Raw genomic sequence first — 23,871 nt, 5'->3', positions numbered from 1 at the left:
AGCATCCAGGATTGAAAAGGGCGTGATTCTATTATCGAAGGTTTTACTGTGGTTGAGTTTGGCTAGGAATTAGAATCAACGACCAGTAGGGAACTTCGGCTGGATTAACCTCGGCGATCGCCACAATTCGCTGAGTCGGTTGGGTTGCTCGTTCGATATAGAGGGCGCGATCCAACAACCCTAACTCATCAAGAATGGTACGAACTTTGGCAAAGTGTCTGCCCAGCTTGATGATCACCGCCGCATCCACCACCGCGAGGCGATCGCGCAGAGTCTCCGCATCCAACGTGGCAGGCATAATACTCAACACATCATTGCGGAAGGTAATCGGCGCACCTAACATTGCCGCACTCGCCATGGTGGAAGAAATTCCGGGCACCACTTCCGTCGGAAACCGCCCTGCTAACCGCTGAAACAAATACATAAACGAGCCATACAGCATTGGCTCACCCTCGCACAGCACCGCTACATCCCGCCCAGCGGTCAAGTGTTCGGCAATTTTTTCGGCAGCAGTGTCGTAATAGGGCTGCGACGATCGCTCTACGCTAAACGGGAGCGGCATTGGAATTTCAATCTGATCAGGATGAATGAACCCTGCCACGATCGCCCGTGCTAGCACTTTGCCGTTTTCCATGGTTGGATAGGCAATCACCGGAACTGATGTCAAAATCCGGTGTGCCTTCAAAGTCAGCAATTCCGGATCGCCTGGCCCAATTCCCAAGCCATATAGTCGTCCTAATTCAGTCATAGCTCATTCTCCTTTGCTAACGCATTCACCGCTGCTACCGCGATCGCACTGCCGCCCCGTCGCCCATACAGGGTGATGAATGGCACACCGCGACTGTCGGCTGCAAGTTCTGCTTTTGATTCCGCCGCTCCGACAAATCCCACCGGAAAGCCCAGAATTAGGGCAGGTTTGGGCGCACCTTGATCCAGCAGTTCTAGTAGACGAAACAAGGCGGTCGGGGCATTGCCGATCGCGATTACTGCCCCTGCCATCTGAGGTTGCCACAGGTCGAGTGCTGCTGCCGATCTCGTGTTGCCAATTTGCTGTGCGATCGCGGGAACATCAGGATGATTCAGCGTACAAATAATCTTATTATTGGCAGGTAACCGCTTGCGAGTAATTCCATTTGCCACCATTTGGGAATCACAAAAAATCGGCGCACCCAGCGCCAAAGCCTCTCGTCCTGCCTGGACTGCATCTGGTGAAGCAGCTAAATCTTGGACAATATCCGTCATGCCGCACGCATGAATCAGCCGCACTGCCACATGAGCTAAATCGGCAGACAAACCATTTAAATCAGCTTCTGACCGAATCATGGCGAAAGATTTTCGGTAGATGTCATCGCCATTGCGAATATAGTCAATCATGCAGTTTTAACAGTTAAGTTTTTAAGCTTTAAGGAAAGTGTTAGTGATTTTAGATCTGAAATATCATATCGGCTGGTGAATTCTCGAAATGATTCATGATGTGTTTCTTGATGCTGTTTATACAAGTGCAATAGTTGTTGAATCAGTAATGGTATATCAGAGGAGATCGCGTCGCCAAGATGATGTTTTAATGATTGCTGATCATCTCCGATATAAACGTGATAGCCCTCCACGATCGCCCCCTCTTGCTCAAACGTTGTGCCCAATAGGGTAATTTCAGCCGGACTGGGCTGAGCGCAGGATTTTTTACAGCCTGTGAGATGAATATTGACAGGACACTCTAACGTGAACTGTTGGTTCAGATGAGTGATCAAGGCGATCGCGTGGGTCTGTGTCTCAGTTGCCGAAGCTGCACAGCCCGGTTTGCCAGCACAGGCCGCGATCGCAGGAGCAAGGCGATCGCTCGATAATCCAAGCGATGACAGAGTTTGCAAAACCTCGGCTTTATGTTCATTAGAAATATCAGGCAGAATCACCGTTTGCCAGGGAGTTAATCGCAGATCACCACATCCAAAGGTTTCAGACAATTGAACCAATCCCAAAAGTTGAGCAGCCGTCAATTGCCCTAATGGCAAGGTGATGCCAATGTAAGATAATCCCGTTTGGTACTGGGGATAAATGCCCAGATGCCCATAGGGTTTTGTAGTAAGCGGGGTTGGGCAATTTTCCACCGGATGGAGAGAACGCGGAAGATAGCTATTGACCCGCTGGAGATAGTGATCTATGCCCCAATCTTGCAGCAAGTGTTTCATGCGCGATTTTTTCTGGGATGCGGGAGCCTGATTCACATAGTCTAGATAAGCCGTTGAGATCGCTGCGACCACCGCTACACAGTCATCTGGCTCAATCAACACCTGGGTATGACACAATTCCTTGCCCGCGCCCAATGCCAATCGAAAATATACACCCGCTGATCGCTCGATTAAATCGTTTACTGGAGGATCAACCCAAACTGCCGATAGCTGGATTTCGTTGTAGCGATGCTCCCAGGGAATACTCGAACGAGTACCAATGCCAACGGCACCACCACCATCAATTCCCACGCTGAATTTGGCAGGCAATCCAGCCAAGTCTGGATGATTCTGAATGTAAGTATCCACTGCCTGTACCAACGGACGGGTATCGATTAGTTCCAGGGGGTCAATCCCGGCGGTAGGGCTAGCCATCACGTTACGCAGATGATCTACACTCGGGTTTTGAGCCGCCAAACCCAGATCTTGTAACGTTTGGAAATTTTCTGGAGTGGGTGGATGTGTGGAGCGAATTTGTAGGTTTGCTCGATTGGTCACTTGAATTGTTTCACTGCCGCACTGTTCAATCAATGTCGCGATCGCTCGTCCCTGTTGACCATTCAACCAGCCGCCGGGAGTACGGATACGAATTAGGTCGCTATCTTGAGCAGGAGTGTTGTAAAACAAACCTGGGCAAACAGCGGGTTGTACTAATTGATCTATCATTCATTTCCTTCTCTGTGCAACGCAGAGAATCGACAGTCCAGTGTTCCTAAGAACACGCTTTGAAGTGGCATTCTGACTCAGCCCATTTTGGATTTGAGATTTAGACGTTGAACTGGAATTGAATCACCATCCAATCTAAATCACTCATCTAAAACCGCCTTACAGTTGCGGCACAGTACCGGAATCGCACCGGGTTTTCCCACTATCAAGCCACAGCAGCATAGCATAGACGATGGAACCGACCTTTATTCCCCAAATCATTCTTAAAACATGGGCAGCGACGATTTTAGGCAAAAATGGCTCTCGATCGTGGGTATCGGTGAAGACGGACTGAACGGGTTAAACCAAGTGGGGCGATCGCTGTTCTCTCAAGCCACTGTGATAGTGGGGGGCGATCGCCATCTTGCCATGTTGCCCCCCGAAGACACCCGGGAACGCATCCTCTGGACTTCCCCGATTGAAGACTCTATCAATCAAATTATTCAGCGTCGCGGACAGGCAGTGTGTGTCTTAGCCAGCGGCGATCCGATGTGCTATGGCATTGGTGTGACCCTGACGCGTCGGATTGCAATCTCAGAGATGACGATCGTTCCGGCTCCCTCCGCTTTTAGTCTTGCCTGCGCCCGTTTGGGCTGGTCACTGACCGAGATCGAAACCCTCAGCCTGTGCGGTCGTGATCCTACTCTGTTGAATGCCCTACTCTACCCAGAGGCGCGAATCTTGATATTAAGCGCAGACAAATCGACTCCGGCAACCGTTGCCCAACTGTTGACCCAACAAGGATTTGGCAATAGTCAAATCACTGTCCTAGAACGCATGGGCGGCACCCAGGAACGCATCACCGAAGGCATCGCTTCCACTTGGTCTATCGCCGACCTCGCCGACCTCAACACGATCGCCATTCACGCTCATTTCTCCCATCCCTCCACTCTTTCTCCCCTCCACTCCTCTACCCTCCACTCCTCTACCCTCCTCCCCGGACTCCCCGACACCGCCTACCACCACGACGGACAACTTACCAAACGCGAAGTTCGCGCCATTACGCTCTCTGCCCTTGCGCCCTTACCCGGACAACTGCTCTGGGACGTGGGCGCAGGCTGTGGCTCGATCGCCATTGAGTGGCTAAGGAGCGATCGCCGCTATCGAGCGATCGCCATTGAACAGCATCCTACCCGCCTGCAATATATTGCCGATAATGCGATCGCCCTAGGAACGCCCAATCTCACCATCATTGCTGGAGCCGCCCCGATCGCCTTGAAAGGATTGCCAGAACCCGATGCAATTTTTATTGGCGGTGGCTTGACTACACCCGAATTATTTGAAACTTGTTGGCAAGCACTGCGTCTAGGAGGTCGCTTGGTTGCTAATGCCGTCACCGTTGAAAGCGAACAGATGCTATTCCAGTGGCAGCATGAATTAGGCGGCGAACTGAGCCGGATTGCGATTCAACGGGCAGAACCCGTGGGCAAATTTCTGGGGTGGAAGGCAATGGCTCCCATCACTCAATGGGTTGTAGTGAAAGAGTCAAGGTAAGCCGATGATTGGGGTAAAAACTCATCCATTATTTTGACACCTGATCTCTGAGCCAAGCGATCGCGCTTTTCACATCTACAACTTTTTCTCCAGTTGGAACGGCTGGGCGTTGCACCATTACCACTGGAATCCTTCGTTCTCGTGCGGCGATAATTTTGGCGTAAGTGGCATCTCCGCCGCTATTTTTGCTGACGATCGCCCCAATCTCATACTGCTGCAACAGCGATCGCTCATTTTCCAATGAAAAAGGGCCGCGATCGAGTAATAGTTTTCCCGGTGGCATCGGCGTACCTGGCGAAGGGGGATCGATCATTCGCATCAGAAACCAATTTTTCAGGGGGGCAAAAGCCGCGAGTTCTTGCCGACCGATCGTTAGAAAGATCCGCTGGGCTAATCCTGGCAAAACTGTTGCAGCCGCAGCATTACTGTCTACATCGATCCAATCATCACCTGCCACCGATTCCCACGCCGGACGAATCAACATCAAGTGGGGAATGTTCACTGCTGTAGCGGCAGCAGCGGCATTAAACGAGATTTGAGCCGCAAATGGATGAGTCCCATCGATTAACCAGTCAATATGCTGTACTTGCAAATAGTCTATTAATCCTGCAACTCCTCCAAATCCCCCAATTCTTGTGTTTTCGGATGACACAATCGGCTGACGAGTTCGACCTGCGAGAGAAGTAATGACCTCTACTTCTGGTATTTCAGCGGCTTTAGCAGCTAGCTTTATCGCATCACCCGTTCCACCCAATATCAACACCCGTTTTGGCTGACTCATTCCAGAGATTTCTTCACCCTCCACCATTCAAAACTCAAAACTCCTTTATCCCTCTACCCGAATCGCCGCCAAATATTGTCCAGCCGTCACCGTTTGCCCTGCTTGACAAAACACCTCTGTAATCTTGCCAGCAGCATCCGCCAGCACTGCGATTTCCATTTTCATCGCTTCGAGAATGACCACGCGATCGCCCTCAGCCACGAGATCGCCCGGTTGCACCAACACTTGCCACACAGTCGCAGACATGGGAGCCGCGATCGCTTCCACATCGTCAGGAAGGGTGATCTCAGGAATTTCTGGTTCTTCTAATCCTTCCAAATCTTGATGAGTAAACTCTCCCGCAGTCGTCCAGCGATCGCGTTCTGCCGCAAATGCAGTCCGTTGTTTTACTCTAAAGGCAGCAATCTCTGCTGCATTCGTATTCAAAAAATCCTGATAGTGCTTCAGGCTAAAGGTTTCTTCCTCAATCTCTAGCTTTACCGTGCCCTGAATCACCGCTTCTCGATAACGCAACAATTCCTCTGGCGACACTGGAAAAAACCGAATCTGATCAAAAAAACGCAGCAGCCAGGGTTGCTTAAAATCCTCAGTTTGCTTGTAGCGATTCCAGATAGGCACTGTGCGCCCGACAAATTGATAGCCCCCCGGACCTTCCATGCCGTAGATACACATATAGGCACCCCCAATTCCTACAGCATTTTCAGGTGTCCAAGTGCGCGCTGGATTATATTTTGTGGTGACCAGCCGATGGCGTGGATCGAGCGGTGTGGCAACGGGTGCGCCGAGGTAGACATCGCCCAATCCCATCACTAAATAGCTGGCGTTGAAGATGATTTCTCGCACTTGCTCAATTGTATCAAGTCCATTGATGCGCCGAATGAATTCGATATTGCTAGGACACCAAGGCGCATCTGATCGCACCGATTGCATATACTTTTGAATCGCTAATTGCGTCGATGCGTCATCCCAGGAAAGGGGCAGACGCACAACTCGCGTGGGCACCTCCAACGCATCAATGGCTGGAAGTTCTGACTCTGCGGCAATTAAGGCATCAAGCAATTGTTGAACGGGCAACACTCGACTGTCGTAATGGATTTGCAGCGATCGAATTCCTGGGGTGAGGTCAATAACTCCCGCCAATCGATTTGCCCCTAACCACTCCATCAAGGTATGGACTCGAAAGCGCAAATTGAGATCAAGCACTAACGAACCATATTCAATCAGTAAGAATTTGTCGCCTGCTTGTCGATAAGTAACTGCAATTTGAGTCGATGATTCAGGGATCTGGTGAAGTATGGGGGAGTGGAGGAGTGGAGGAGTGGAGGGGGCGAAGGGTGGAGGAGTGGAGGGGGCGAAGGGTGACAGCGTTTCAATTTGATGATCTTGTGCTAATTCTTGCTGAAGTGCTTCCTCAAGGGTGAGGGGATAGAACTGAACGGTATCGCCCGGTTTGAGTTGTCCAATTTTCCAAAGTTCAGCTTGGGCGATCGTGGCTGGGCAAACGAATCCACCTAAGCTTGGACCATCGTAAGCCAGGATAATTGGCATGTCGCCTGTAAAATCAATAGTGCCGATCGCGTAGGCATTGTCGTGAATATTGGAAGGATGCAACCCAGCTTCACCCCCATCCGATCTCGCCCATTCTGGTTTAGGTCCCATCAGGCGAATGCCAGTCCGAGATGAGTTGTGATGAATTGTCCAGCGAGTCGAGAAGAACATCTCAATATCGTCGCCCGTGAAAAAATCAGGTGCGCCGTGAGGACCGTAGAGAACACCGATTTTCCACTTGTTTGTATACTGCGGAATTAATTCAGTAGGGCATTGATTATTGATGTCTTGTGGTTGATCAACCTGTGCTTGATCAACCACTTGATATAAATGTAGGACATCTCCGGTTCGTAGAGTTCGACCTGCATGTCCGCCAAATTTGCCTAATGTGAATGTGGCTTTGCTGCCTAGATATTCAGGAACATCAAATCCATGTTGAATGGCGAGATACGTGCGATATCCGTGTCCTTGAACGGTTTTCAGTTTGAGGGTGCTACCTGCGCGAACGGGAATCGATGTCCAATAAGGTACAGGCTGACCGTTGAGCGTGGCTTTCATAGCGGCACCCGTCAGGCAAATAATGGTGTCACAGTTGAAGCGCAAGGTTGAACCTGTAACGGTAAATTCCAGCCCCGCTGTCGATTCGGGATTGCCTATAATCCGGTTGGCTAAGCGAAACGCTAGATGATCCATAGGACCCGATGGGGGCACGCCAATATCCCAATAGCCAGTCCGTCCGGGGTAGTCCTGAATAGTAGTATAAGTGCCAGGATCGAGAACATCGATGGTGCGGGGGTGATATTTAAAGGTGTTGAGATAGCGAGTGCTAATGGTTCCTTGAGTAAATGCAGGACTAGCGATAACCTGGCGCAGATACTCTAGATTCGTTTCAATACCCGCGATCGCGGACTCCTGTAAAGCGGTTTGGAGTTGAGCGATCGCGGCTTCTCGATCTGCCCCATGCACAATCACTTTTGCCAGCAGAGGATCATAGAATGGTGTGACCTCAGTTCCCGTTTCAATCCAGCGATCGCACCGAACATTGTCTGGAAACTGAACGAAACTCAATAAACCAGAACTCGGCTGAAAATTCTTGTTCGCATCTTCGGCATAAATCCGTATTTGAATCGAATGCCCTTGAGGTTGATATCGACAGTTATTCAGAAAGGTAGAATCACCCGCCGCCAGCCTCACCATCCATTCCACCAGGTCGATCCCGCTGACCATTTCAGTCACGCCATGTTCCACCTGGAGCCGCGTGTTCACCTCCAAAAAGTAGAACTGTTGGGTGATGACATCCAACACAAACTCAACCGTGCCTGCCGATCGATAGTTCGCTGCTTGACCTAATCGCACGGCACAGTCATAAAGTTGCTGCCGTAGCGCATCACTGATGCCTGGTGCTGGGGTTTCCTCAATCACTTTTTGATTACGGCGTTGAGTCGAGCAATCTCGTTCTCCTAGTGCAACGACATCGCCCTTGCCATCCCCAAAAATTTGCACTTCAATATGTCGGGCTGTTTGAATATATTTTTCTAGAAATACACCGCTTTGCTTAAAGTTGGTTTGGCTTAAGCGTTGCACTTTCTCAAACCCATCCGCCAATTCTGTTTCATTCAAGCAAACCTGCATTCCAATTCCGCCGCCACCTGCGGTACTTTTTAGCATCACTGGATAGGTGATTTCTGCTGCTAACTGTTGTGCCTGCTCTAAATCTTGTAGCAAACCTGTTCCGGGCACTAATGGCACCTGATTTTGTTCCGCCAATTCACGAGCAGTGTGCTTTAACCCAAACTGACGAATGTGTTGCGGGGTAGGACCAATAAAGGCAATTCCGGCGGCTTCACAGGCTTCTGCAAAGTCGATGTTCTCGCTCAAAAAACCGTAGCCGGGATGAATTGCTTGCGCTCCGGTTTGTTGTGCTACTTCTAGGATGCGATCGCCCTGAAGATAGCTTTCTGCAACCGGAGCAGCCCCAATACAGACTGCCTCTGTTGCCATTGAAACATGTTGAGTATGAGCATCCGCTTCTGAGTAGACTGCAACACTTGCAACTCCTAAGCGATCGAGCGTCCGAATGATACGGCAGGCAATTTCACCCCGATTGGCAATTAGAACTTTGTTGAACATGAGTTCCTTTACACGGTGTCCCAAATAATTAATCGGATCGGCGTAGGATTGTATGCATTACAGGGATTATTGATCTGCGGACAATTGGAAATAGCCACGATCGCATTCATTTCTGCCTGCAAATCGATAATGCTACCCGGTGCGGAAATGCCATCAACAATTTCCAAGGTGCCATCTTCCGAAACAGGAACATTCATAAAGAAGTTGATATTGCTGACCAGATCGCGTTTCCCTAGCCCATAGGGTGCTAGAGCCGTGAGAAAGTTCTCGACACAGGCATGTTGGTATTTTTTGTCCAGCCCAAAGCGCACCGAGTTACTCTCGCAGCTACAAGCACCGCCAGATGTGTCATGCCTTCCACAAGTGTCTTTCAAGATCGTCATCATCAATCGACCATCATTTGATATCAACTTGCTACCCGTATTCAGATAAAGATTTCCTTGGGCAACAGTCGTATCTTGGGCACTGTAGCGCTCAGATGGATCATCGGCATTGTAAACCAAAAAATCAACGGCTTGGTTACCACCCAAATCTTCAATCCGCAGAATCTGTCCCTTCTGGATCACCCGCGACCACGGATGTCTAGCAGGAACCACCTCGTCATATATAGCAGTCTTAGGGTCGAGAATCGGTTCAATAGTCGTCGTCATGATTCAGTCCTAACAAAATGCGGCTAGTAAACTATTGAGCAAACAAAGCATCAGTGTTGATGAAGCCACGAATGGCTTCGGGATTGGCAGATCGACAGAGATCATCGGCTGTAGCTGCGGGGGAGTTCCAAACAGTTACTTGAATTGGCTTTGGCTCATAGATCTTGCTGGGATGCATTACATGGGGGCAGTTCGATAAAACCACCAGCACGTTCATTTCTGCACGAAGGTCGATAAAACTTCCCGGTTGCTCACGCCCTTCGGCAAAACTCATTTTGCCGTCTGACGCGATCGCCACCTGCGTAAACAAATTGATGTTGGGCATAATGTCTTTCTTGCTCAAACCATATCGCGTCACCGCCCTGCGGAAGTTATCGCGAGAATTGATCCAAAACTCGCCATCCCCATATTTGGCAGCGTTGCTTGCAGCATGACTACATCCTCCAAACAAGTCGTGACAGCCAGAGGTGTCTTCTGTAATTGAAAACAAAACTCTTCCCATATCGGAGTAAATCACCATGCCTTTTTTAAGAGAGGCATTGAATTGAATCTTGGCAGTATCCGCGACATTCAATCGCTCGATCGCATTATCTGCGTTGTAGCAAATCAAGGAAACACCTTGAGAACCTTCCAAATCAGTCACACGCAAGGTATTGCCTCGCTTGATTACGCCATGCCAGTAAGCACTACCCGGCAGGGTTTCATCCAATAGAACTAGGTCTGAAGCGATCGCGGCTGGATTGAACAGATCAGAATCCTGCGAGACAGACACTTGCACCATAAAAGTCTCCTGTAACGATAAACAATCAGTTGAGAAATTTCCAGAAGTTTCAAGCTAATCTGCATCGCCAACTCAAACATCAAAGCCCAGGAGATGCCAACAGTGACTTAACTCTGTATGGTTCTCCCGGGCTTTTTTCCCGCCGTGCGACCCACTCAACATTCTCAATATCAGAATATCAAGTTGGCTGCTTCTCTCGGACCAGTCACTTAACTAACAAGTCGCTAAATCGGAACCCTAGAAGCAAATTCCTGTTCAGGTGTTATTTAAAGTAGATTTAGACAAACTCCTCTAATTATATAATCAAACTTAAAGCCAACGCAATCTTACCTTAAGCATAGTTTCACGCTGTAGCGAGTCAATTCTTCTGTGTCTAGTCTGCCTTTGATTCCTTTTCCTCCTTCTGGCAATCCCCACCCAAGGGATCTACCCGGCTGGCTGCATTGGGTGGACAGTTGCCCCAGCACAAACACATGGGCAACGACGCACGCCGATCGCTTGCCCCATGGAGCCGTCGTGTTTACGCGCCATCAAACCGCCGGACGTGGACAGCATAGACGCACCTGGCATTCACCAGCGGGGGTGCTAACCGCCAGTTTCATTCTCGATTTTCCCATCGCTCAATTATCAGGGTTGAGTTTGGTCATTGGGTTAGCGGTGATTCATGCCATTGAGGATTTGCTGCCCGACCAGCGCGGAACACTGCGCCTGAAGTGGTCAAATGATGTGTTGATTGAACGGCGCAAAGTGGCAGGAATTTTGTGTGAGGCTTCTGGAATGCATTCTGGGCAAACACGGCTTGTCGTGGGGATTGGCATTAATCGCTGTGTGGATTTTGTGCAAGCGGGGGTATCTGCCGATCAGGTGGGCAATGCAATCAGCCTGCATGAAATCTCTGATGTCGTTCCAGAAGAATTATTGCTGGAGCGATCGCGCCATTATCTAATGCAGGTGCGCGATATTGTGGTGCAAAAATGGGACTCACCTCAATTTTCTGGAATTGTGCCGCTATTTCCCGAACTGCATCAACGCGACGGATTGCGCGATCGCCCTGTGACTATTGATCTAAATGGAGAGTTGATTTCAGGGCAAGCCATGGGGTTTGATGATCAGGGCAGGTTGTTAGTGCGATCGCCCCAGGGAAGCATTCGCGCTTTTACATCAGGACGAATCATCCAGTATTAAAGTCGCTTCTTCGACGGGAAGAGGGTTTTACTGTTTCGTCAGCATACTTTCCAAGGCAATCTGTAAATCTTGGGTGAGATCTGCAACGGCTTGCTTGGCATTTTTTCGCCCACCCCGATAAGATTCCCAGCGATCGGAGACGGAAATAGGATCTCCAATTTTGAGAAATGCTTTTTGTTTACCTAATTTAGGGCGATCAAACGGATTTCCGCCTTTAATTCGGCAGACCATATCCCAGATCAGCAGCGTTGTTTCAGCAAAACGGTCTACAGTAGGTCTTTCGCTGACGTAGTTCCCTGTGACTGCCACAAAACTTTCCACCAGTCGCATATGCCACACGCGCAAATCGGCTTCTTCCGCCACGCGATCGGCTAACCCTTTTTCAAGCGGAGAAGCGGTTTCAAGGTTTATATCCTCTCGATAGATACAGTCCCACCCGGCTTGTTCTAACCGACGACAGCGATCGATGACGCTGCCTCTAGGTTGCAGGTTGAAATGGTCTTCGGCAACCTGTAGGGCTACATTTAACAAAGCGTTCAGTCGTGCTGCAAAGGCTTCATACGAGGGCATTGGCGAAGCTGTTGAGCCAGAGCTGTGTTGATCTGGAATTGATACCGGAACCGCTAAGGCTTTGTGATAAAATCGCGTATAAAAGCCTTCCATCACGGATAGCAGGTGTTCACCCAAACAATATAACCGCTTATACAGAGTAGACTCGTCCAATCGTTGTTCTTGGCTCATCTCTGAGGCTTTTATGCCAGTGTCTAGTTCAAGTTGAGTAATAATTTTCTCCACTGCTGCCCAGGGAGGCGTGACATAACAATATTTAATACCAACTGGCAAGATGAAAACTTGCTCCGATCGCTCCTGTTTCACCATATCGTCCACGCACCAAAAACCCAGCTGGCTGACTCCCGGTTCTAACGGACTAATAATTTCGTTATGTCCATTGGTCGCCCCTTCAGGTGCCGCCGATAGGGGAAAGACTCCATTGGCAAAAATATCACGAGCGGCTTTTAATCCCATCAGGTCAATCTTACCGCGACGAATCGGAATGCCGCCCAGTCGTGGGTAAAGCCAAGTAGCCCATGAACCCGCCCAAATCGGAATGCCGCGATCGTACATAAAGTGAGAATGCACCGGGCGCTTCAGTGAAACTCCCTGCTGTTTGGCAGCTTGCGGCACCAATCTCCAAATCAACTGCCCCACGCAATAGGGATCGGTGGCGCTGGGATGGCGAAACGCGAGTAAAAACCGAATTTTGCCATCCTGAAACTGGCGAAAAAGATCAACTAACGTCTCCACATTTTCCGCCTCAATTTGGCAGACGGTCGTTTGAGAGCGGATCAAAAAAGGAAATATCCAACTCACCACCCGCCGCACCAAAGGATTAAATGCCGGCGGAAGAAACTCTAAGGGGGGCTGAACGCGGGTGATGGTGTCGGTCAAAGTTTTCTCCAGGAAAAGTTACGAGAGACAGAAGGAAAATGTCGAGGGACAAAGGGGAAATGTTGAAGGACGAAGTGCGAATGTCGAAGGGCAAAGTGCGAATGTTAAGAGACGAAAAGTAGCTACTTACCACTGGTTTTGAGGCATTATTCGTAATTCGCCATTCGTAATTCGCCAGTCCCTCAGCCTCCACTTGCTTTTGCTTTATAGCCGAGCTGCTGTAGGTGTTGAACAATTTTTTGCTTGTGATCCCCTTGAATTTCAAGTTCATTGTCTTTGAGGGTGCCACCTGCGCCGCACAGGTTTTTAAGTTTTTTGAGTAAATCAGTTAGGGTTTCCGGGTTTGCCTGAAAACCGCGAATGATGGTTACGGTTTTTCCCTTTCGTCCCTTGCTGGAGGTTTCAACCCGTGGGCTTTGCTGATTGGGAGGGAGATCGGGAACACCCCGCTGTAACGCCTCTGAGTTTTCGGGGGCACCAAATTCACGATAGATGAATCGCTCTGTAGGATTGGGATTAGGGGTTTTCTTTTTGACCACAAGAAATCTCTGTTAGCTGGATGGTGGGGCTTCGGGAGTGCTGAGAATCGTAAACTCTAAAGGATTATTTTGGGAACTGCCAAATTTGATTTGGCTTCCTGGCAGCAGCAGCACTTCTTGTTGATGCACTCGTTGCCAGCCTTTATCGGCTAGGAAAACCCAGGTGCCAAAGCGAGAGACATCTCGGAGGAAGTAGGTGGCATCGTCCAGCGTTTCCTGGCTTTCTCGCCGGAGGATCATGGCGTGTTCGCGAGAGGCTCCCGCTTCTTCTTCTCGCAAAATCAGATCGTTGTCTGGGCTTCTGCCAATGGTCATGTATCCACCCCGAATTTGCCAAACGCGATTATCTTGCAGCGATCGCAAACAGGCAACGGAGGTCGATGATTCTACGCCAATCTGAGTATGTCCGGGAGTAACGGCGGCGATCGGGGTCAGCAGTTCTCCATCAAACTCAGGGTGCATATACAGTACAGGTAATGTCCACGCCTGCTGATTGAATTTATAAATAGTTAACAGATGTTGGCGGGCGATCGCCACTGCTTGATCAATCGGTTTCCGGTCTGCCAACGCTTTTGCCAATTCTTGAATAAAACTCAGCGCCTCTTGATCCGTAATCGAGTTACGCATTCCCAACACGGCGGGCACCCCATGATGAATCAGCACCTCGGCAAGGCTACTGCGGGGCATGGGTTGGGAAACCTTTCCTCCCGGCATGGTGGCATCGTTGCGATAGTAATGATCGGATTGGGCACCCCAACAGGCATTGAATACCGCCAGTTTTACCTGGCACCGAGTCAATACCTGAGCCAATTCTGTGCCATTCAGGGGCATATCTGGGCGAACAAACAACACGCCCCCATCGGGACCCGGCATCCCATGCCCTGCATAAAACAAAACGTTGTAATGGCGGGTTTCAAGTGCCTGAATCAGTTCCAGCGGCGTTGGTTGAACCAACGTGCGGACTTCACAAGGAATTTCCTTGGAACCGCCAATGCCTGAATTGCCAGAACTTTTTAGGACTTGCGCCAACATATCTGCTTCTTGCTCCAGCTTCAGCATGGGCAGAACATCGTTGGTCAGCCCCGTACCGCTGGCATCGGATGCCTGTCCTTGAACGAGCAAGATTTTGAGGGCGGTTTCAGGGCGAGAGGGCGGTAAGGCAGACACATCGCTGGTGGTGCGACTAAACAAAATGTGTTGGCTTAAAGAAATGGCTGGAGTGCCGGGGGCTTCTTGCATAATTTCCCAGGGCAGGGAGATGAGCATGGGATCGCGAATTTCAATCTGAAACCGGAGCGGTTGCCCCTGCCCGATCGCAATCCCACGGCTTTGATTAATGCTCACCATAATGGAACCATCAAACACCCACTGCCACAGGCTGACACCCAAAGTTTGCATCAATCGCGCCGACATCCCCCCCGGTGGATTGGAGTCTAGGGATTCGGGTAACCCGGTCTGCTCTACCGGGTAGGGGGGCAAAGGGTGAGTGAAGAACATTTCCTGCCACAGTTGCCACAGTTGACTGAGGGAATTCGTCCAAATGCAATTGTGTAGGGCAAGTCCGCCAGGGTAGGGCGCTTTGGTAACGTGAATTGCGAAATGCGCCGCGCCAGAAATCTGTAACGGGGTCACTGCCAAACTCAAATAGGGGCTTTCAGATAACGGCATTCGTAAGGGATGTAGCCCAGTCCAAAATAGATTTTTTTAGGATCTTCTGTAGTTATTTATCGTTCTATCAGTCTAATCGGTGTTTGGAAAGAAATCGCAGTCTTCAATTAGTTTTTGACGGGGGATCTGTTTGGCGTTTAACCTTACAGGCACCCAGTTGTATAGGAGTGAGGCTGATATCGGAGGTAACTAGGGGCGCGATCGCCGTCTCTTGAATCCACCCCGTATCACCCGGTTGCCCAAAAGCACTAGAGGCATTCGCTTGATCCATCGCCTTTACAGCCGTCGGGAGAGAGCATACCTTGAGCTGGAGCCACCGCTGCTCTGATCGCACTTGCACCGCAACGACCTCCAAGACCGTACCCACTGGAATAGGCATCGGGCGTAATTCAGGCTGACTCAATGGAGGAGGGCTAACAGGTTGAGAGGATGGCTGAGACGGTAGCTGAGGCTGGAGAAGCACGGGAGCTTGACCCACTCCATCAACCGCCGCCCGATTGACTAACACCCGCGATTGAGTCGTTAGAAATGAAGATGCAGCAATATTAGGAGGAGACGCAAGCCCAGATCCACTGGGAACGGGACTAATAGGAACATCAGGAGAGACAGCAGTGCTTTCTATTGTTGGAAATAGGCGGATACCAACGCTGGGGAAGAACCAGACCAATAGCACTCCAGCCCCCCCTAATAAAGTGAGTAAGCCTAACAGCCAAGGAAGGAGACTAGGGCGCGCTCTGGATGGTGGCTTTTTTAGCTGAGTCTTGAGTGTAGAAGGATTGGCTGTTGGTAGATAGGCAGGTTCGGCTAAATGAGTCTCTGTCGTAGGGGATGTGGCAGAGGCTATTGCCGCTAATTTTGCCAGGGAGTCGGATACGTGAAGCACCGCCGCTTTGGATAGAGCCGCTGGAGTAACGCGACAGTGAAGTAGCCCCACGGTGACGTTATCATGCCCATTTTGTTGATTGGCGATCGCCACCAACTGCCGCACCGCCGTCGATATATCGACCGTACCGTCCAATACTGGCAGTAGTAGGGTTTGCCAATGTTCTTCAATCAGATCGTTGTCGCTCAACCCATCTGAACACAGTAAAAACAAACACTCTTCATCCAAAATAAAGCGCTGCACGGTGGGATGCAGCATCGATGCATTCATCCCTAGCGCCTGCACTAAAGAGCCGGAACTGGGCTGCCGTAACGCATCTCGATACAGCCCGTAGCCCATTCGGACTTCCCGTGATGCCAGATCATCATCCAAGGTGACCTGATGGCAGCCGATGGGTGTGATGCGATAGGCGCGGCTGTCTCCCACATGGGTCAGGTATAGTTCATGGTTTTGCACGACTGCCATAACCAGGGTTGTGCCCATGCGCTGCCGATCTTGGCGATGTTCGGTGTCGTTTCGTTGCACGATGATATCGTTGGCGGCGATCGCTGTTCGGTTTAATTCCAGCGTTAAGGCAACGGGATCACTAGAAACATCCAATAGCACTGTTTGCAAACGCTGTTGCACCGTGGCGATCGCTAAATTCGAGGCAATATTTCCGCCTTCATGTCCGCCGATCCCATCGCAGACCACGATCAAAGCGGTTGAATTAGCATTTTTTGGGGCGGGAGTCAGGGTCACGGATCGGGTTGTGCCGCTGGCAGGATAGCAGGCATCTTCGTTGCGCTGGCGGGTGGGTCCTTGATCCGTTAAGGTGGCAAACTCCACAGTGCGAGATTGCGCCAGACTGCACGCCGCGATCGCCTGATCTAACAACTGAATCAGTGGTTCACTAGTGCGAATCTGTCCGCGCTGTATCTGTTCACACAGGGCACCTAAAAAGGGCGCGATCGCGGTCTGCGCTCCTGCCTGCCACTGCTGCCAAAATCGCCCTAAGTCTACCAAACTACCCGATAACGGCTGGTAATCACCCACTAAGCTCAGCAGGCGAATTAAAGATCCTTCCACGCGCAAATTTTCTGCCGACAACAAGCTAGCTGCCACGCCTTCCCGATGCAACGGCTCCCATAACTGCGCTAGTTGCCAAAGCCAATGAAGCTGCTGTAAGGCACTTGCCTCTCGCCACACTGCTTCTAAACCGGGCATTAAAGCTCCCGACTGTGCGCTCTTTCCAGCCTGAATATCAGCCGGATAAATCGGCGTATTTTCGAGCAGCACGATCGCCGAACCGGGCAGTTGGGGATCAGGCAACAGGGCATAAACCTGGGGTACATGCAGCCAATCCGACACTAACCGCTGGTAGGACACCGCCTGCTGCGGTAATTCTTCCAAGGAGTCTGGCAATAATCCCGGCTTCGTATCTAAAAAGATCTGTTCCTGTTTGAAGGCATAGCGTCCTGCCAGCAGTTCACCGGGTGAGGGCAAGAACGATCGCCCCGCGATCGCCCATAAATAATGCTTTGGCAGAAAGGTTCCACACTGCAAGCAATAGCGATCACGCTCAACATTAGGAGCTTGACAAAGAGCATTTGAACAATAAATCGTTGCCTCAGGGCTATCCATGCAAATAAAGGGCTATTAACTCTGTTGCTAAACCTTAGCGAAGAGCATGATTTGGTTCTTAGTCAAAAACGAAGCTCAATCTTAATCTCTATGTTACCTCTAGGAACCAAACCGCCCAAAGAGAGGTTCTCTTTGGGCAATTATTCAGCTTTGGTAGGCTTTTCATTCAAAAAACAAGTCCACAAAGAATGACTTTACTTAAATTTAACCTTTTGCTAACCAGAGTACAGGTTTAAATCACTTGCTCTTAACCCTGGCAAAGTATTGTGAATCGTGAAATGTCTGACTGAACACTTAAACCTTCTGGAGTATCAATATGGTGTGTGACAAAGTGAAGCTTGTGCCTAACCGCTTCACGGCGATCGTGAGTGCGGCGGCGGCTACAGCAGCAGTGGTGGGTCTATCTGTAAATGCTGTCAACTCTCAGGGTTCTGTCGTCAAGATTGATGGCTCTAGCACCGTTTTTCCGATTACCGAAAAAATTGCAGAAGCGTCTAAAAAAGCCGGTGGTGCCAATGTAACGGTCGGCATCTCTGGAACGGGGGGTGGGTTTAAAAAATTCTGTGCTGGCGACACGGATATTTCCAATGCATCTCGCCCCATTTTAAAGAAAGAAATGGCTGCTTGTGCTGCTAAAGGGATCAAGTACGTTGAATTGCCCATTGCGTTTGATGCCCTGACTGTTGTAGTCAACCCCGGCAATACTTGGGCAAAGAACTTAACCACGGCTGAACTCAAGAAAATTTGGGAGCCAAGTAGCACTATCAAGAATTGGAAAGATGTCCGGGCTGGCTTTCCGAATCAACCATTGAGATTATTTGGACCCGGCGCAGATTCTGGCACCTTCGACTATTTCACTGAAGCGATTAATGGTAAATCCAAGTCGATTCGCAAGGATTTTACCGCTAGCGAAGATGACAACGTGCTAGTTCAGGGTGTGTCTAAGAACAAAGGAGCGTTGGGTTACTTTGGCTACGCTTACTACAAACCCAACAAGAGTCGTGTCAAAGCGGTTACTATCAATGGTGTGATGCCTTCTGAGCAAACCGTAGAAAACGGTCGATACACGCCCTTGTCTCGACCGCTCTTCATCTATGTCAACACCAAATCTGCTAAGAAGCCCGAAGTCAAGAAGTTTGTCGAGTATTACATCAAGAATGCCGGCAGAACTGCTGATTCTGTGGGTTACGTCGGTCTGCCTGCGAAGGCTTATCCGGTGCTTGCGAATCGGTTTAAAGCGACTAAAACGGGTACTATTTTTGGTGGAGACGAAGCCGTGGGTCTCAAGGTTGAGGAGCTACTCAGCCGCGAATTGAGAGAATAACAAGCTTTTACCAAGGGGTCGCACATTAACACCTGTGCGACCCCTTGGCTTGAGTGCCGCGATCGCCTAAAAGTCAGCATATTTTTTGCTGGCTTTCCACTTTTTTGGCAAACTACAACTATGACCGCTCAGCCCTCAAAACCTGCCGCTCACGAGCTTCAATTTACTCGAAAGAAGAAAATTCGCGAATTGAAGGAACGTTTGATTGAATTTGTCTTATTTCTAGCCGCTTTTTCCTGTGTGGCGACGACGATCGCCATCATGTACATTCTCATCAGTGAATCTGTTCTGTTCTTTCAAGAGGTTTCGCTGATAGAGTTTTTAACCAGTAAGGACTGGTCACCCTTGTTTGATCCACCGGGCTATGGCATTTTGCCGCTCGTCTCAGGAACGCTGACGACGACTGCTGTCGCTTTGGCAGTTGCCCTGCCGATGGGTCTAATTTCAGCGATTTATTTAAGCGAGTTTGCGCCTCCCAGTGTGCGTGAGGTGGTCAAGCCGATTTTGGAATTACTGGCAGGGATTCCAACAGTGGTGTATGGATATTTTGCGTTGCTGACTGTGATTCCGGCGTTGCAATGGCTGTATCAACCGATTGGTACTTATTTATCTAATATTTTCCCTGACATTTTCCCGCCTGAATTGGCTGGCTTTAATATGCTGGGGGCTGGGCTGGTCATGGGGTTGATGATTACGCCGCTGATTAGCTCGATTAGCGAGGATGCCATGCGATCGGTGCCGTTGAATCTTAAGGAAGGCTCCTATGCAACCGGGGCAACCCGCCTGCAAACGGCGTTAAAAGTTGTATTACCAGCAGCGGCTTCTGGGGTGATTGCAGCATTTATTTTGGGCGTATCGCGGGCGGTGGGTGAGACGATGATTGTGGCGATCGCCGCTGGTTTGCAGCCTACATTTACGTTCAATCCCCTCGAATCAGCCGCCACGATTACCGCCTATATCGTCCAGGTGAGCTTGGGTGACTTGCCCCATGGCACGTTGGAGTACCAAACTATTTTTGCAGCGGGGCTGGTGTTGGTGTTAGTCACGTTGATTTTCAATATTATCGGCTACTTCCTAACGAAACGCTTCCGCGAGACCTATTAACATGGCACAGGCAGAATTTTCCCAAGGCAATGATTTACGGCAGATTCGGGCATCGGTTTCCCGTCGTCAACTCATCAGTAAGCTATTTGGGATACTGGGATTGCTGGTCATTTCGATCGCGACGTTGATCTTGCTCGCATTGGTTGCCCAACTCTTTATTCAGGGGCTACCCCGACTCAACTGGAAGTTTTTCACCTCGTTTCCGAGTAGCGATTTTAACGAAGCAGGCATTTTGTCGGCTTGGATTGGCTCATTGTTGGTCATGGTCACGACGATGTTCATTGCGGTGCCGATCGGCGTGGCGGCTGGCGTGTATTTGGAAGAATATGCGCCGAAAAACTGGCTAGCCGCCTTGATCGAAATTAACGTCACCAATCTAGCAGGGGTTCCCTCCATTGTGTATGGACTGCTGGCGCTAGGGCTTTTTAGTACGGTACTCAATTTAGGTGAGAGTATTCTGACAGCAGGCTTAACCCTGGCGCTGTTGATCTTGCCGATTGTGATTGTGACGACGCGGGAGGCTTTACGGGCGATTCCCAGTAGTTTGAGAGAGGCTGCCTATGCCCTGGGTGCCAGTCGGTGGCAGATGATTTGGGATCACATCTTGCCCTATTCGTCCGGCAGTATTCTCACCGGGATTATTATTGGCTTGTCACGGGCGATCGGTGAAACGGCTCCCTTGATTACGATTGGAGCATTGACTTTTATCGCGTTTTTACCGCCCTCTCCGGTCAAATCTGAATTTCCATTTATTTCATTTGACTGGTTGATGGCTCCCTTTACGGTGATGCCCATTCAAATGTTTAATTGGGTGTCTCGCCCTCAGCCAGAGTTCCAAGTCAATGCCGCCGCTGCGGGTGTCGTTCTGATTTTAATGACTCTATCGCTGAATGCTTTTGCAATTTACTTACGTTATCGTCTTCGGAAGGGAGTCAAATGGTAGATACGCATGTACTCAAAGGGTCTGCGATGGAGCGGAAGGCGGAGGTGAAAAACCTCGATTTTTACTATGGGTCATCCAAAGCGCTGAAAGATGTCAGCATGGTCGTTTGGGATCGGAAAGTGACGGCGTTGATTGGTCCTTCGGGTTGCGGCAAGACGACTCTGTTGCGGTGCTTTAACCGAATGCACGATTTGTATCCCGGCAATCGCTACGACGGGGAAATTTTGCTAGATGGGGTGAATATTCTAGAGAAGCAGATTGATCCAATCGAAGTCCGAATGCGCGTCAGCATGGTATTCCAGCGCCCCAACCCGTTTCCGAAGTCGATCTATGAAAATGTTGCCTATGGATTGAGAGTGCAGGGGATTACTGAAAAACGATTGATCGACGAGAAGGTGGAAAAAGCGTTGCAGGGGGCGGCGTTGTGGAATGAGGCAAAGGATCGGTTGAAAGAGCCTGCCTATAATTTGTCGGGAGGGCAGCAGCAGCGGTTGTGCATTGCCCGGGCGATCGCCACTGAACCTAACATGGTGCTATTCGATGAGCCAACTTCTGCCCTCGACCCGATCGCCACTGCCAGCATTGAAGAACTGATCAACGACCTGAAGCAGCAGGTGACAATTTTGATTGTGACCCACAGTATGCAGCAGGCAGCCAGGGTTTCAGATTACACGGCATTCATGTATCTCGGCGAAATGGTGGAGTTTAACGAAACCAACTTGCTGTTCAACAAACCTGCCGACCAAAAAACCCAAGACTATGTCAGCGGACGATTTGGCTGATTGATTGTTCGACATCCCCCTAGGCACTAGCAAGCTGCACTAAAACCCTCTATCCTCAAGGGTGACTATTGACGCACGAGTACCCCACATGACTTCCCCGCAAATCGCCCCCTATGGCTCCTGGAAATCGCCCATCACCTCAGATTTGATTGTGGCGGGGACGATCGGGCTAGGTGAAATTCGCCTCGATCGCGGCGAGGTGTACTGGACGGAACAGCGACCCACGGAAGCGGGGCGAAATGTGGTGGTGCGCCGGACTGCGGCAGGGCAGGTTTCGGATGTCACGCCAGCGCCTTTCAATGTGCGATCGCGGGTGCATGAATATGGCGGCGGAGCTTTTTTGGTGCATCAGGGCGCAGTGTATTTTTCCAACTTTGCCGACCAGCGGCTCTATCGCAAGCTTCCCGGTGGCGAACCCGTTGCCATTACCCCAGAACAACCCTGGCGTTATGCCGACGGCGTAGTCGATGTTCAGCGCAACCGAATGATTTGTGTGCGTGAAGATCATACGGGTGCCGGAAATGGCGACGAAAACGGCGAAGGTGAAGCCGTGAACGCGATCGCCAGTTTTCGACTAGACGGCAAAGGGGATCAGCAGATTCTTGCCTCGGATAAAGACTTCTATGCTTCGCCCTGTCTCAGTCCTGACGGATCGCAACTGGCATGGATTAGCTGGAACCACCCGAATATGCCCTGGGATGGCACAGAGCTTTGGCTGGGAACTCTCGACGTGGATGGCAGCATGACTGACTGCCAAAAAATCGCTGGTGGACTAACCGAGTCGATTTTTCAGCCCCAATGGTCGCCGGATGGGGTGCTGTATTTTGTCAGCGATAGCACAGGCTGGTGGAACCTGTATCGCTGGCAAGGCGCGACCGAGCCGCTGTATCCCATGAAAGCAGAATTTGGCTTGCCTCAATGGGTGTTCGGCATGTCTACCTATGGATTCGAGTCAGCAGATCACATTATTTGCACTTACACCCAGAATGGTGTTTCTTATCTCGCCAGTTTGAACCTGCATACTAAAGCGCTGGAACTGATCGACACACCCTATTCTGAAATTGGCAGTATTCACGCCGCACCGGGAAAGGTGGTGTTTAAAGCGGGATCGGCAACTCAATCGGGTGTCATTGTGCAGCTAGATTTGGCAAGTCGCCAGATTGAAGTGCTGCAAAAATCCAGCGAATTGCAGGTTGATCCCGGTTATTTATCCGTGCCGACCGCGATCGCTTTTCCCACGGAAAACGGACTGGAGGCTTACGGCTTTTACTATCCGCCCAACAATCAAGATTTTGCTGCGCCGGACAATGAACTTCCACCGCTGCTGGTCAAAAGTCACGGGGGACCCACTTCCGCCACATCCACCATGCTCAGCCTGCGAATTCAATATTGGACGAGTCGCGGGTTTGCAGTGCTGGATGTAAACTACGGCGGCAGTACAGGCTATGGACGTGCCTATCGAGAACGGCTAAACGGTCAATGGGGCATTGTAGATGTGGATGACTGCGCCAACGGAGCGAAATATCTGGCGGCACAGGGCAAGGTAGACGGCGATCGCTTGGTGATCGATGGCGGCAGTGCGGGCGGCTACACGACCCTCTGCGCTCTCACCTTCCGGGATGTGTTCAAAGCGGGTGCCAGTTACTACGGGGTCAGCGATTTGGAGGCATTGGCAACCGACACCCATAAATTTGAGTCCCGCTACTTGGATAGTCTGATTGGAGCCTATCCAGAGCAAAAAAATCTATATGTGGAGCGATCGCCGATCCACTCGGCTCAATTGCTCAACTGCCCAGTGATTTTCTTCCAAGGCGATGAAGATAAAATTGTGCCGCCCAACCAGGCAGAAATGATGGTCGAGATCCTCAAAGCAAAGGGCTTACCCGTTGCCTATGTCTTATATAAAGGGGAGCAGCACGGTTTCCGTAAGGCTGAAAATATCAAACGCACAATGGATGGGGAATTCTACTTCTATGCCAAGGTGTTTGGATTTGAGCCTGCGGAGGTGATTGCACCCGTGGCGATCGCAAACCTGATTTCTCCATAGCCTAAGCACC

The 23,871-nt window shown here is 50.3% G+C and carries 18 protein-coding genes and 2 riboswitches; of the genes, 7 read left to right on the top strand and 11 right to left on the bottom strand.

Annotated elements, in window-relative coordinates:
* Positions 1 to 43: 43 nt before the first annotated feature.
* Genes AC1S5B_RS10420 through cobG form a run of 3 tightly spaced genes read right to left on the bottom strand, consistent with a single transcriptional unit; the run spans position 44 to position 2,891 of the window.
* Positions 44 to 748 carry a precorrin-2 C(20)-methyltransferase gene (locus tag AC1S5B_RS10420; protein WP_482035609.1) on the bottom strand — a complete coding sequence of 235 codons (705 nt, stop codon included), beginning with the start codon at positions 746 to 748 and terminating at the stop codon, positions 44 to 46.
* On the bottom strand, positions 745 to 1,374 hold the full coding sequence (locus AC1S5B_RS10415) for a precorrin-8X methylmutase (protein WP_482035608.1): 630 nt from the start codon (positions 1,372 to 1,374) through the stop codon (positions 745 to 747). The genes AC1S5B_RS10420 and AC1S5B_RS10415 overlap by 4 nt, the downstream gene beginning before the upstream one ends.
* Positions 1,371 to 2,891, bottom strand: coding sequence for a precorrin-3B synthase (gene cobG / locus AC1S5B_RS10410; protein ID WP_482035607.1), 1,521 nt, complete (start codon positions 2,889 to 2,891; stop codon positions 1,371 to 1,373). The genes AC1S5B_RS10415 and cobG overlap by 4 nt, the downstream gene beginning before the upstream one ends.
* Before the next feature lie 57 nt (positions 2,892 to 2,948).
* A riboswitch (adenosylcobalamin-variant (AdoCbl-variant) riboswitch) is annotated at positions 2,949 to 3,107 on the bottom strand.
* Between the two features lie 54 nt (positions 3,108 to 3,161).
* Between cobG and cbiE the strand changes: the two genes are divergently transcribed.
* Positions 3,162 to 4,424: a precorrin-6y C5,15-methyltransferase (decarboxylating) subunit CbiE gene (gene cbiE, locus AC1S5B_RS10405; RefSeq protein ID WP_482035606.1), complete on the top strand. Its 1,263-nt coding sequence runs from the start codon at positions 3,162 to 3,164 to the stop codon at positions 4,422 to 4,424.
* 28 nt (positions 4,425 to 4,452) lie between these two features.
* Here the strand turns inward: cbiE and AC1S5B_RS10400 are convergent, their stop codons facing one another.
* The 4 genes from AC1S5B_RS10400 to AC1S5B_RS10385 are packed head-to-tail and all read right to left on the bottom strand — an operon-like array spanning position 4,453 to position 10,314.
* Entirely contained in the window at positions 4,453 to 5,205 is a 753-nt protein-coding gene (locus tag AC1S5B_RS10400) for a cobalt-precorrin-6A reductase (RefSeq protein ID WP_482035605.1), read from the bottom strand.
* 45 nt (positions 5,206 to 5,250) lie between these two features.
* On the bottom strand, positions 5,251 to 8,883 hold the full coding sequence (gene uca, locus AC1S5B_RS10395) for an urea carboxylase (protein WP_482035604.1): 3,633 nt from the start codon (positions 8,881 to 8,883) through the stop codon (positions 5,251 to 5,253).
* A gap of 8 nt (positions 8,884 to 8,891) precedes the next feature.
* The gene (locus AC1S5B_RS10390) at positions 8,892 to 9,533 is read right to left on the bottom strand and encodes an urea amidolyase associated protein UAAP2 (RefSeq protein ID WP_482035603.1); all 642 of its coding nucleotides are present in this window, start codon (positions 9,531 to 9,533) and stop codon (positions 8,892 to 8,894) included.
* Positions 9,534 to 9,564: 31 nt separating this feature from the next.
* Positions 9,565 to 10,314 (bottom strand): urea amidolyase associated protein UAAP1, encoded by a 750-nt coding sequence (locus AC1S5B_RS10385; RefSeq protein WP_482035602.1) that lies wholly within the window; start codon positions 10,312 to 10,314, stop codon positions 9,565 to 9,567.
* A gap of 121 nt (positions 10,315 to 10,435) precedes the next feature.
* Positions 10,436 to 10,566: riboswitch (guanidine-I (ykkC/yxkD leader) on the bottom strand.
* Between the two features lie 117 nt (positions 10,567 to 10,683).
* Between AC1S5B_RS10385 and AC1S5B_RS10380 the strand changes: the two genes are divergently transcribed.
* Complete coding sequence (locus tag AC1S5B_RS10380) at positions 10,684 to 11,499, top strand: biotin--[acetyl-CoA-carboxylase] ligase (RefSeq protein ID WP_482035601.1); 816 nt, start codon at positions 10,684 to 10,686, stop codon at positions 11,497 to 11,499.
* A gap of 27 nt (positions 11,500 to 11,526) precedes the next feature.
* Here AC1S5B_RS10380 and AC1S5B_RS10375 read toward each other — a convergent pair whose 3' ends face one another.
* From AC1S5B_RS10375 to AC1S5B_RS10360, 4 genes are all read right to left on the bottom strand, one after another.
* Complete coding sequence (locus tag AC1S5B_RS10375) at positions 11,527 to 12,948, bottom strand: 1-acyl-sn-glycerol-3-phosphate acyltransferase (protein ID WP_482035600.1); 1,422 nt, start codon at positions 12,946 to 12,948, stop codon at positions 11,527 to 11,529.
* Positions 12,949 to 13,130: 182 nt separating this feature from the next.
* Complete coding sequence (locus tag AC1S5B_RS10370; protein WP_482035599.1) at positions 13,131 to 13,487, bottom strand: translation initiation factor; 357 nt, start codon at positions 13,485 to 13,487, stop codon at positions 13,131 to 13,133.
* A gap of 12 nt (positions 13,488 to 13,499) precedes the next feature.
* Positions 13,500 to 15,155, bottom strand: coding sequence for a CHAT domain-containing protein (locus tag AC1S5B_RS10365; protein ID WP_482035598.1), 1,656 nt, complete (start codon positions 15,153 to 15,155; stop codon positions 13,500 to 13,502).
* Between the two features lie 103 nt (positions 15,156 to 15,258).
* Positions 15,259 to 17,661 carry a protein phosphatase 2C domain-containing protein gene (locus AC1S5B_RS10360; RefSeq protein ID WP_482035597.1) on the bottom strand — a complete coding sequence of 801 codons (2,403 nt, stop codon included), beginning with the start codon at positions 17,659 to 17,661 and terminating at the stop codon, positions 15,259 to 15,261.
* Positions 17,662 to 17,977: 316 nt separating this feature from the next.
* Between AC1S5B_RS10360 and AC1S5B_RS10355 the strand changes: the two genes are divergently transcribed.
* From AC1S5B_RS10355 to AC1S5B_RS10335, 5 genes are all read left to right on the top strand, one after another.
* Positions 17,978 to 18,985 carry a PstS family phosphate ABC transporter substrate-binding protein gene (locus tag AC1S5B_RS10355; protein WP_482035596.1) on the top strand — a complete coding sequence of 336 codons (1,008 nt, stop codon included), beginning with the start codon at positions 17,978 to 17,980 and terminating at the stop codon, positions 18,983 to 18,985.
* A 120-nt stretch (positions 18,986 to 19,105) separates the two neighbouring features.
* Positions 19,106 to 20,089, top strand: coding sequence for a phosphate ABC transporter permease subunit PstC (gene pstC, locus AC1S5B_RS10350; protein WP_482035595.1), 984 nt, complete (start codon positions 19,106 to 19,108; stop codon positions 20,087 to 20,089).
* Between the two features lies 1 nt (position 20,090).
* Positions 20,091 to 21,032 carry a phosphate ABC transporter permease PstA gene (pstA, locus tag AC1S5B_RS10345; RefSeq protein ID WP_482035594.1) on the top strand — a complete coding sequence of 314 codons (942 nt, stop codon included), beginning with the start codon at positions 20,091 to 20,093 and terminating at the stop codon, positions 21,030 to 21,032.
* Complete coding sequence (gene pstB / locus AC1S5B_RS10340; RefSeq protein WP_482035593.1) at positions 21,026 to 21,814, top strand: phosphate ABC transporter ATP-binding protein PstB; 789 nt, start codon at positions 21,026 to 21,028, stop codon at positions 21,812 to 21,814. The genes pstA and pstB overlap by 7 nt, the downstream gene beginning before the upstream one ends.
* 88 nt (positions 21,815 to 21,902) lie before the next feature.
* On the top strand, positions 21,903 to 23,861 hold the full coding sequence (locus AC1S5B_RS10335; protein ID WP_482035592.1) for a S9 family peptidase: 1,959 nt from the start codon (positions 21,903 to 21,905) through the stop codon (positions 23,859 to 23,861).
* Positions 23,862 to 23,871 lie beyond the last annotated feature (10 nt).

This window comes from Leptolyngbya sp. CALU 1928 (assembly GCF_056784215.1).
This window is presented reverse-complemented; position numbering and strand designations above follow the sequence as displayed.

Bases quoted from the DNA above. Each gene is read 5' to 3' on its own strand.
- AC1S5B_RS10365 (WP_482035598.1), bottom strand. From the start codon at position 15,155: ATGCCGTTATCTGAAAGCCCCTATTTGAGTTTGGCAGTGACCCCGTTA.
- pstA (WP_482035594.1), top strand. From the start codon at position 20,091: ATGGCACAGGCAGAATTTTCCCAAGGCAATGATTTACGGCAGATTCGG.
- pstB (WP_482035593.1), top strand. From the start codon at position 21,026: ATGGTAGATACGCATGTACTCAAAGGGTCTGCGATGGAGCGGAAGGCG.
- AC1S5B_RS10390 (WP_482035603.1), bottom strand. From the start codon at position 9,533: ATGACGACGACTATTGAACCGATTCTCGACCCTAAGACTGCTATATAT.
- cobG (WP_482035607.1), bottom strand. From the start codon at position 2,891: ATGATAGATCAATTAGTACAACCCGCTGTTTGCCCAGGTTTGTTTTAC.
- pstC (WP_482035595.1), top strand. From the start codon at position 19,106: ATGACCGCTCAGCCCTCAAAACCTGCCGCTCACGAGCTTCAATTTACT.
- uca (WP_482035604.1), bottom strand. From the start codon at position 8,883: ATGTTCAACAAAGTTCTAATTGCCAATCGGGGTGAAATTGCCTGCCGT.
- AC1S5B_RS10360 (WP_482035597.1), bottom strand. From the start codon at position 17,661: ATGGATAGCCCTGAGGCAACGATTTATTGTTCAAATGCTCTTTGTCAA.
- AC1S5B_RS10400 (WP_482035605.1), bottom strand. From the start codon at position 5,205: ATGAGTCAGCCAAAACGGGTGTTGATATTGGGTGGAACGGGTGATGCG.
- AC1S5B_RS10415 (WP_482035608.1), bottom strand. From the start codon at position 1,374: ATGATTGACTATATTCGCAATGGCGATGACATCTACCGAAAATCTTTC.
- cbiE (WP_482035606.1), top strand. From the start codon at position 3,162: ATGGGCAGCGACGATTTTAGGCAAAAATGGCTCTCGATCGTGGGTATC.
- AC1S5B_RS10355 (WP_482035596.1), top strand. From the start codon at position 17,978: ATGGTGTGTGACAAAGTGAAGCTTGTGCCTAACCGCTTCACGGCGATC.
- AC1S5B_RS10385 (WP_482035602.1), bottom strand. From the start codon at position 10,314: ATGGTGCAAGTGTCTGTCTCGCAGGATTCTGATCTGTTCAATCCAGCC.
- AC1S5B_RS10420 (WP_482035609.1), bottom strand. From the start codon at position 748: ATGACTGAATTAGGACGACTATATGGCTTGGGAATTGGGCCAGGCGAT.
- AC1S5B_RS10335 (WP_482035592.1), top strand. From the start codon at position 21,903: ATGACTTCCCCGCAAATCGCCCCCTATGGCTCCTGGAAATCGCCCATC.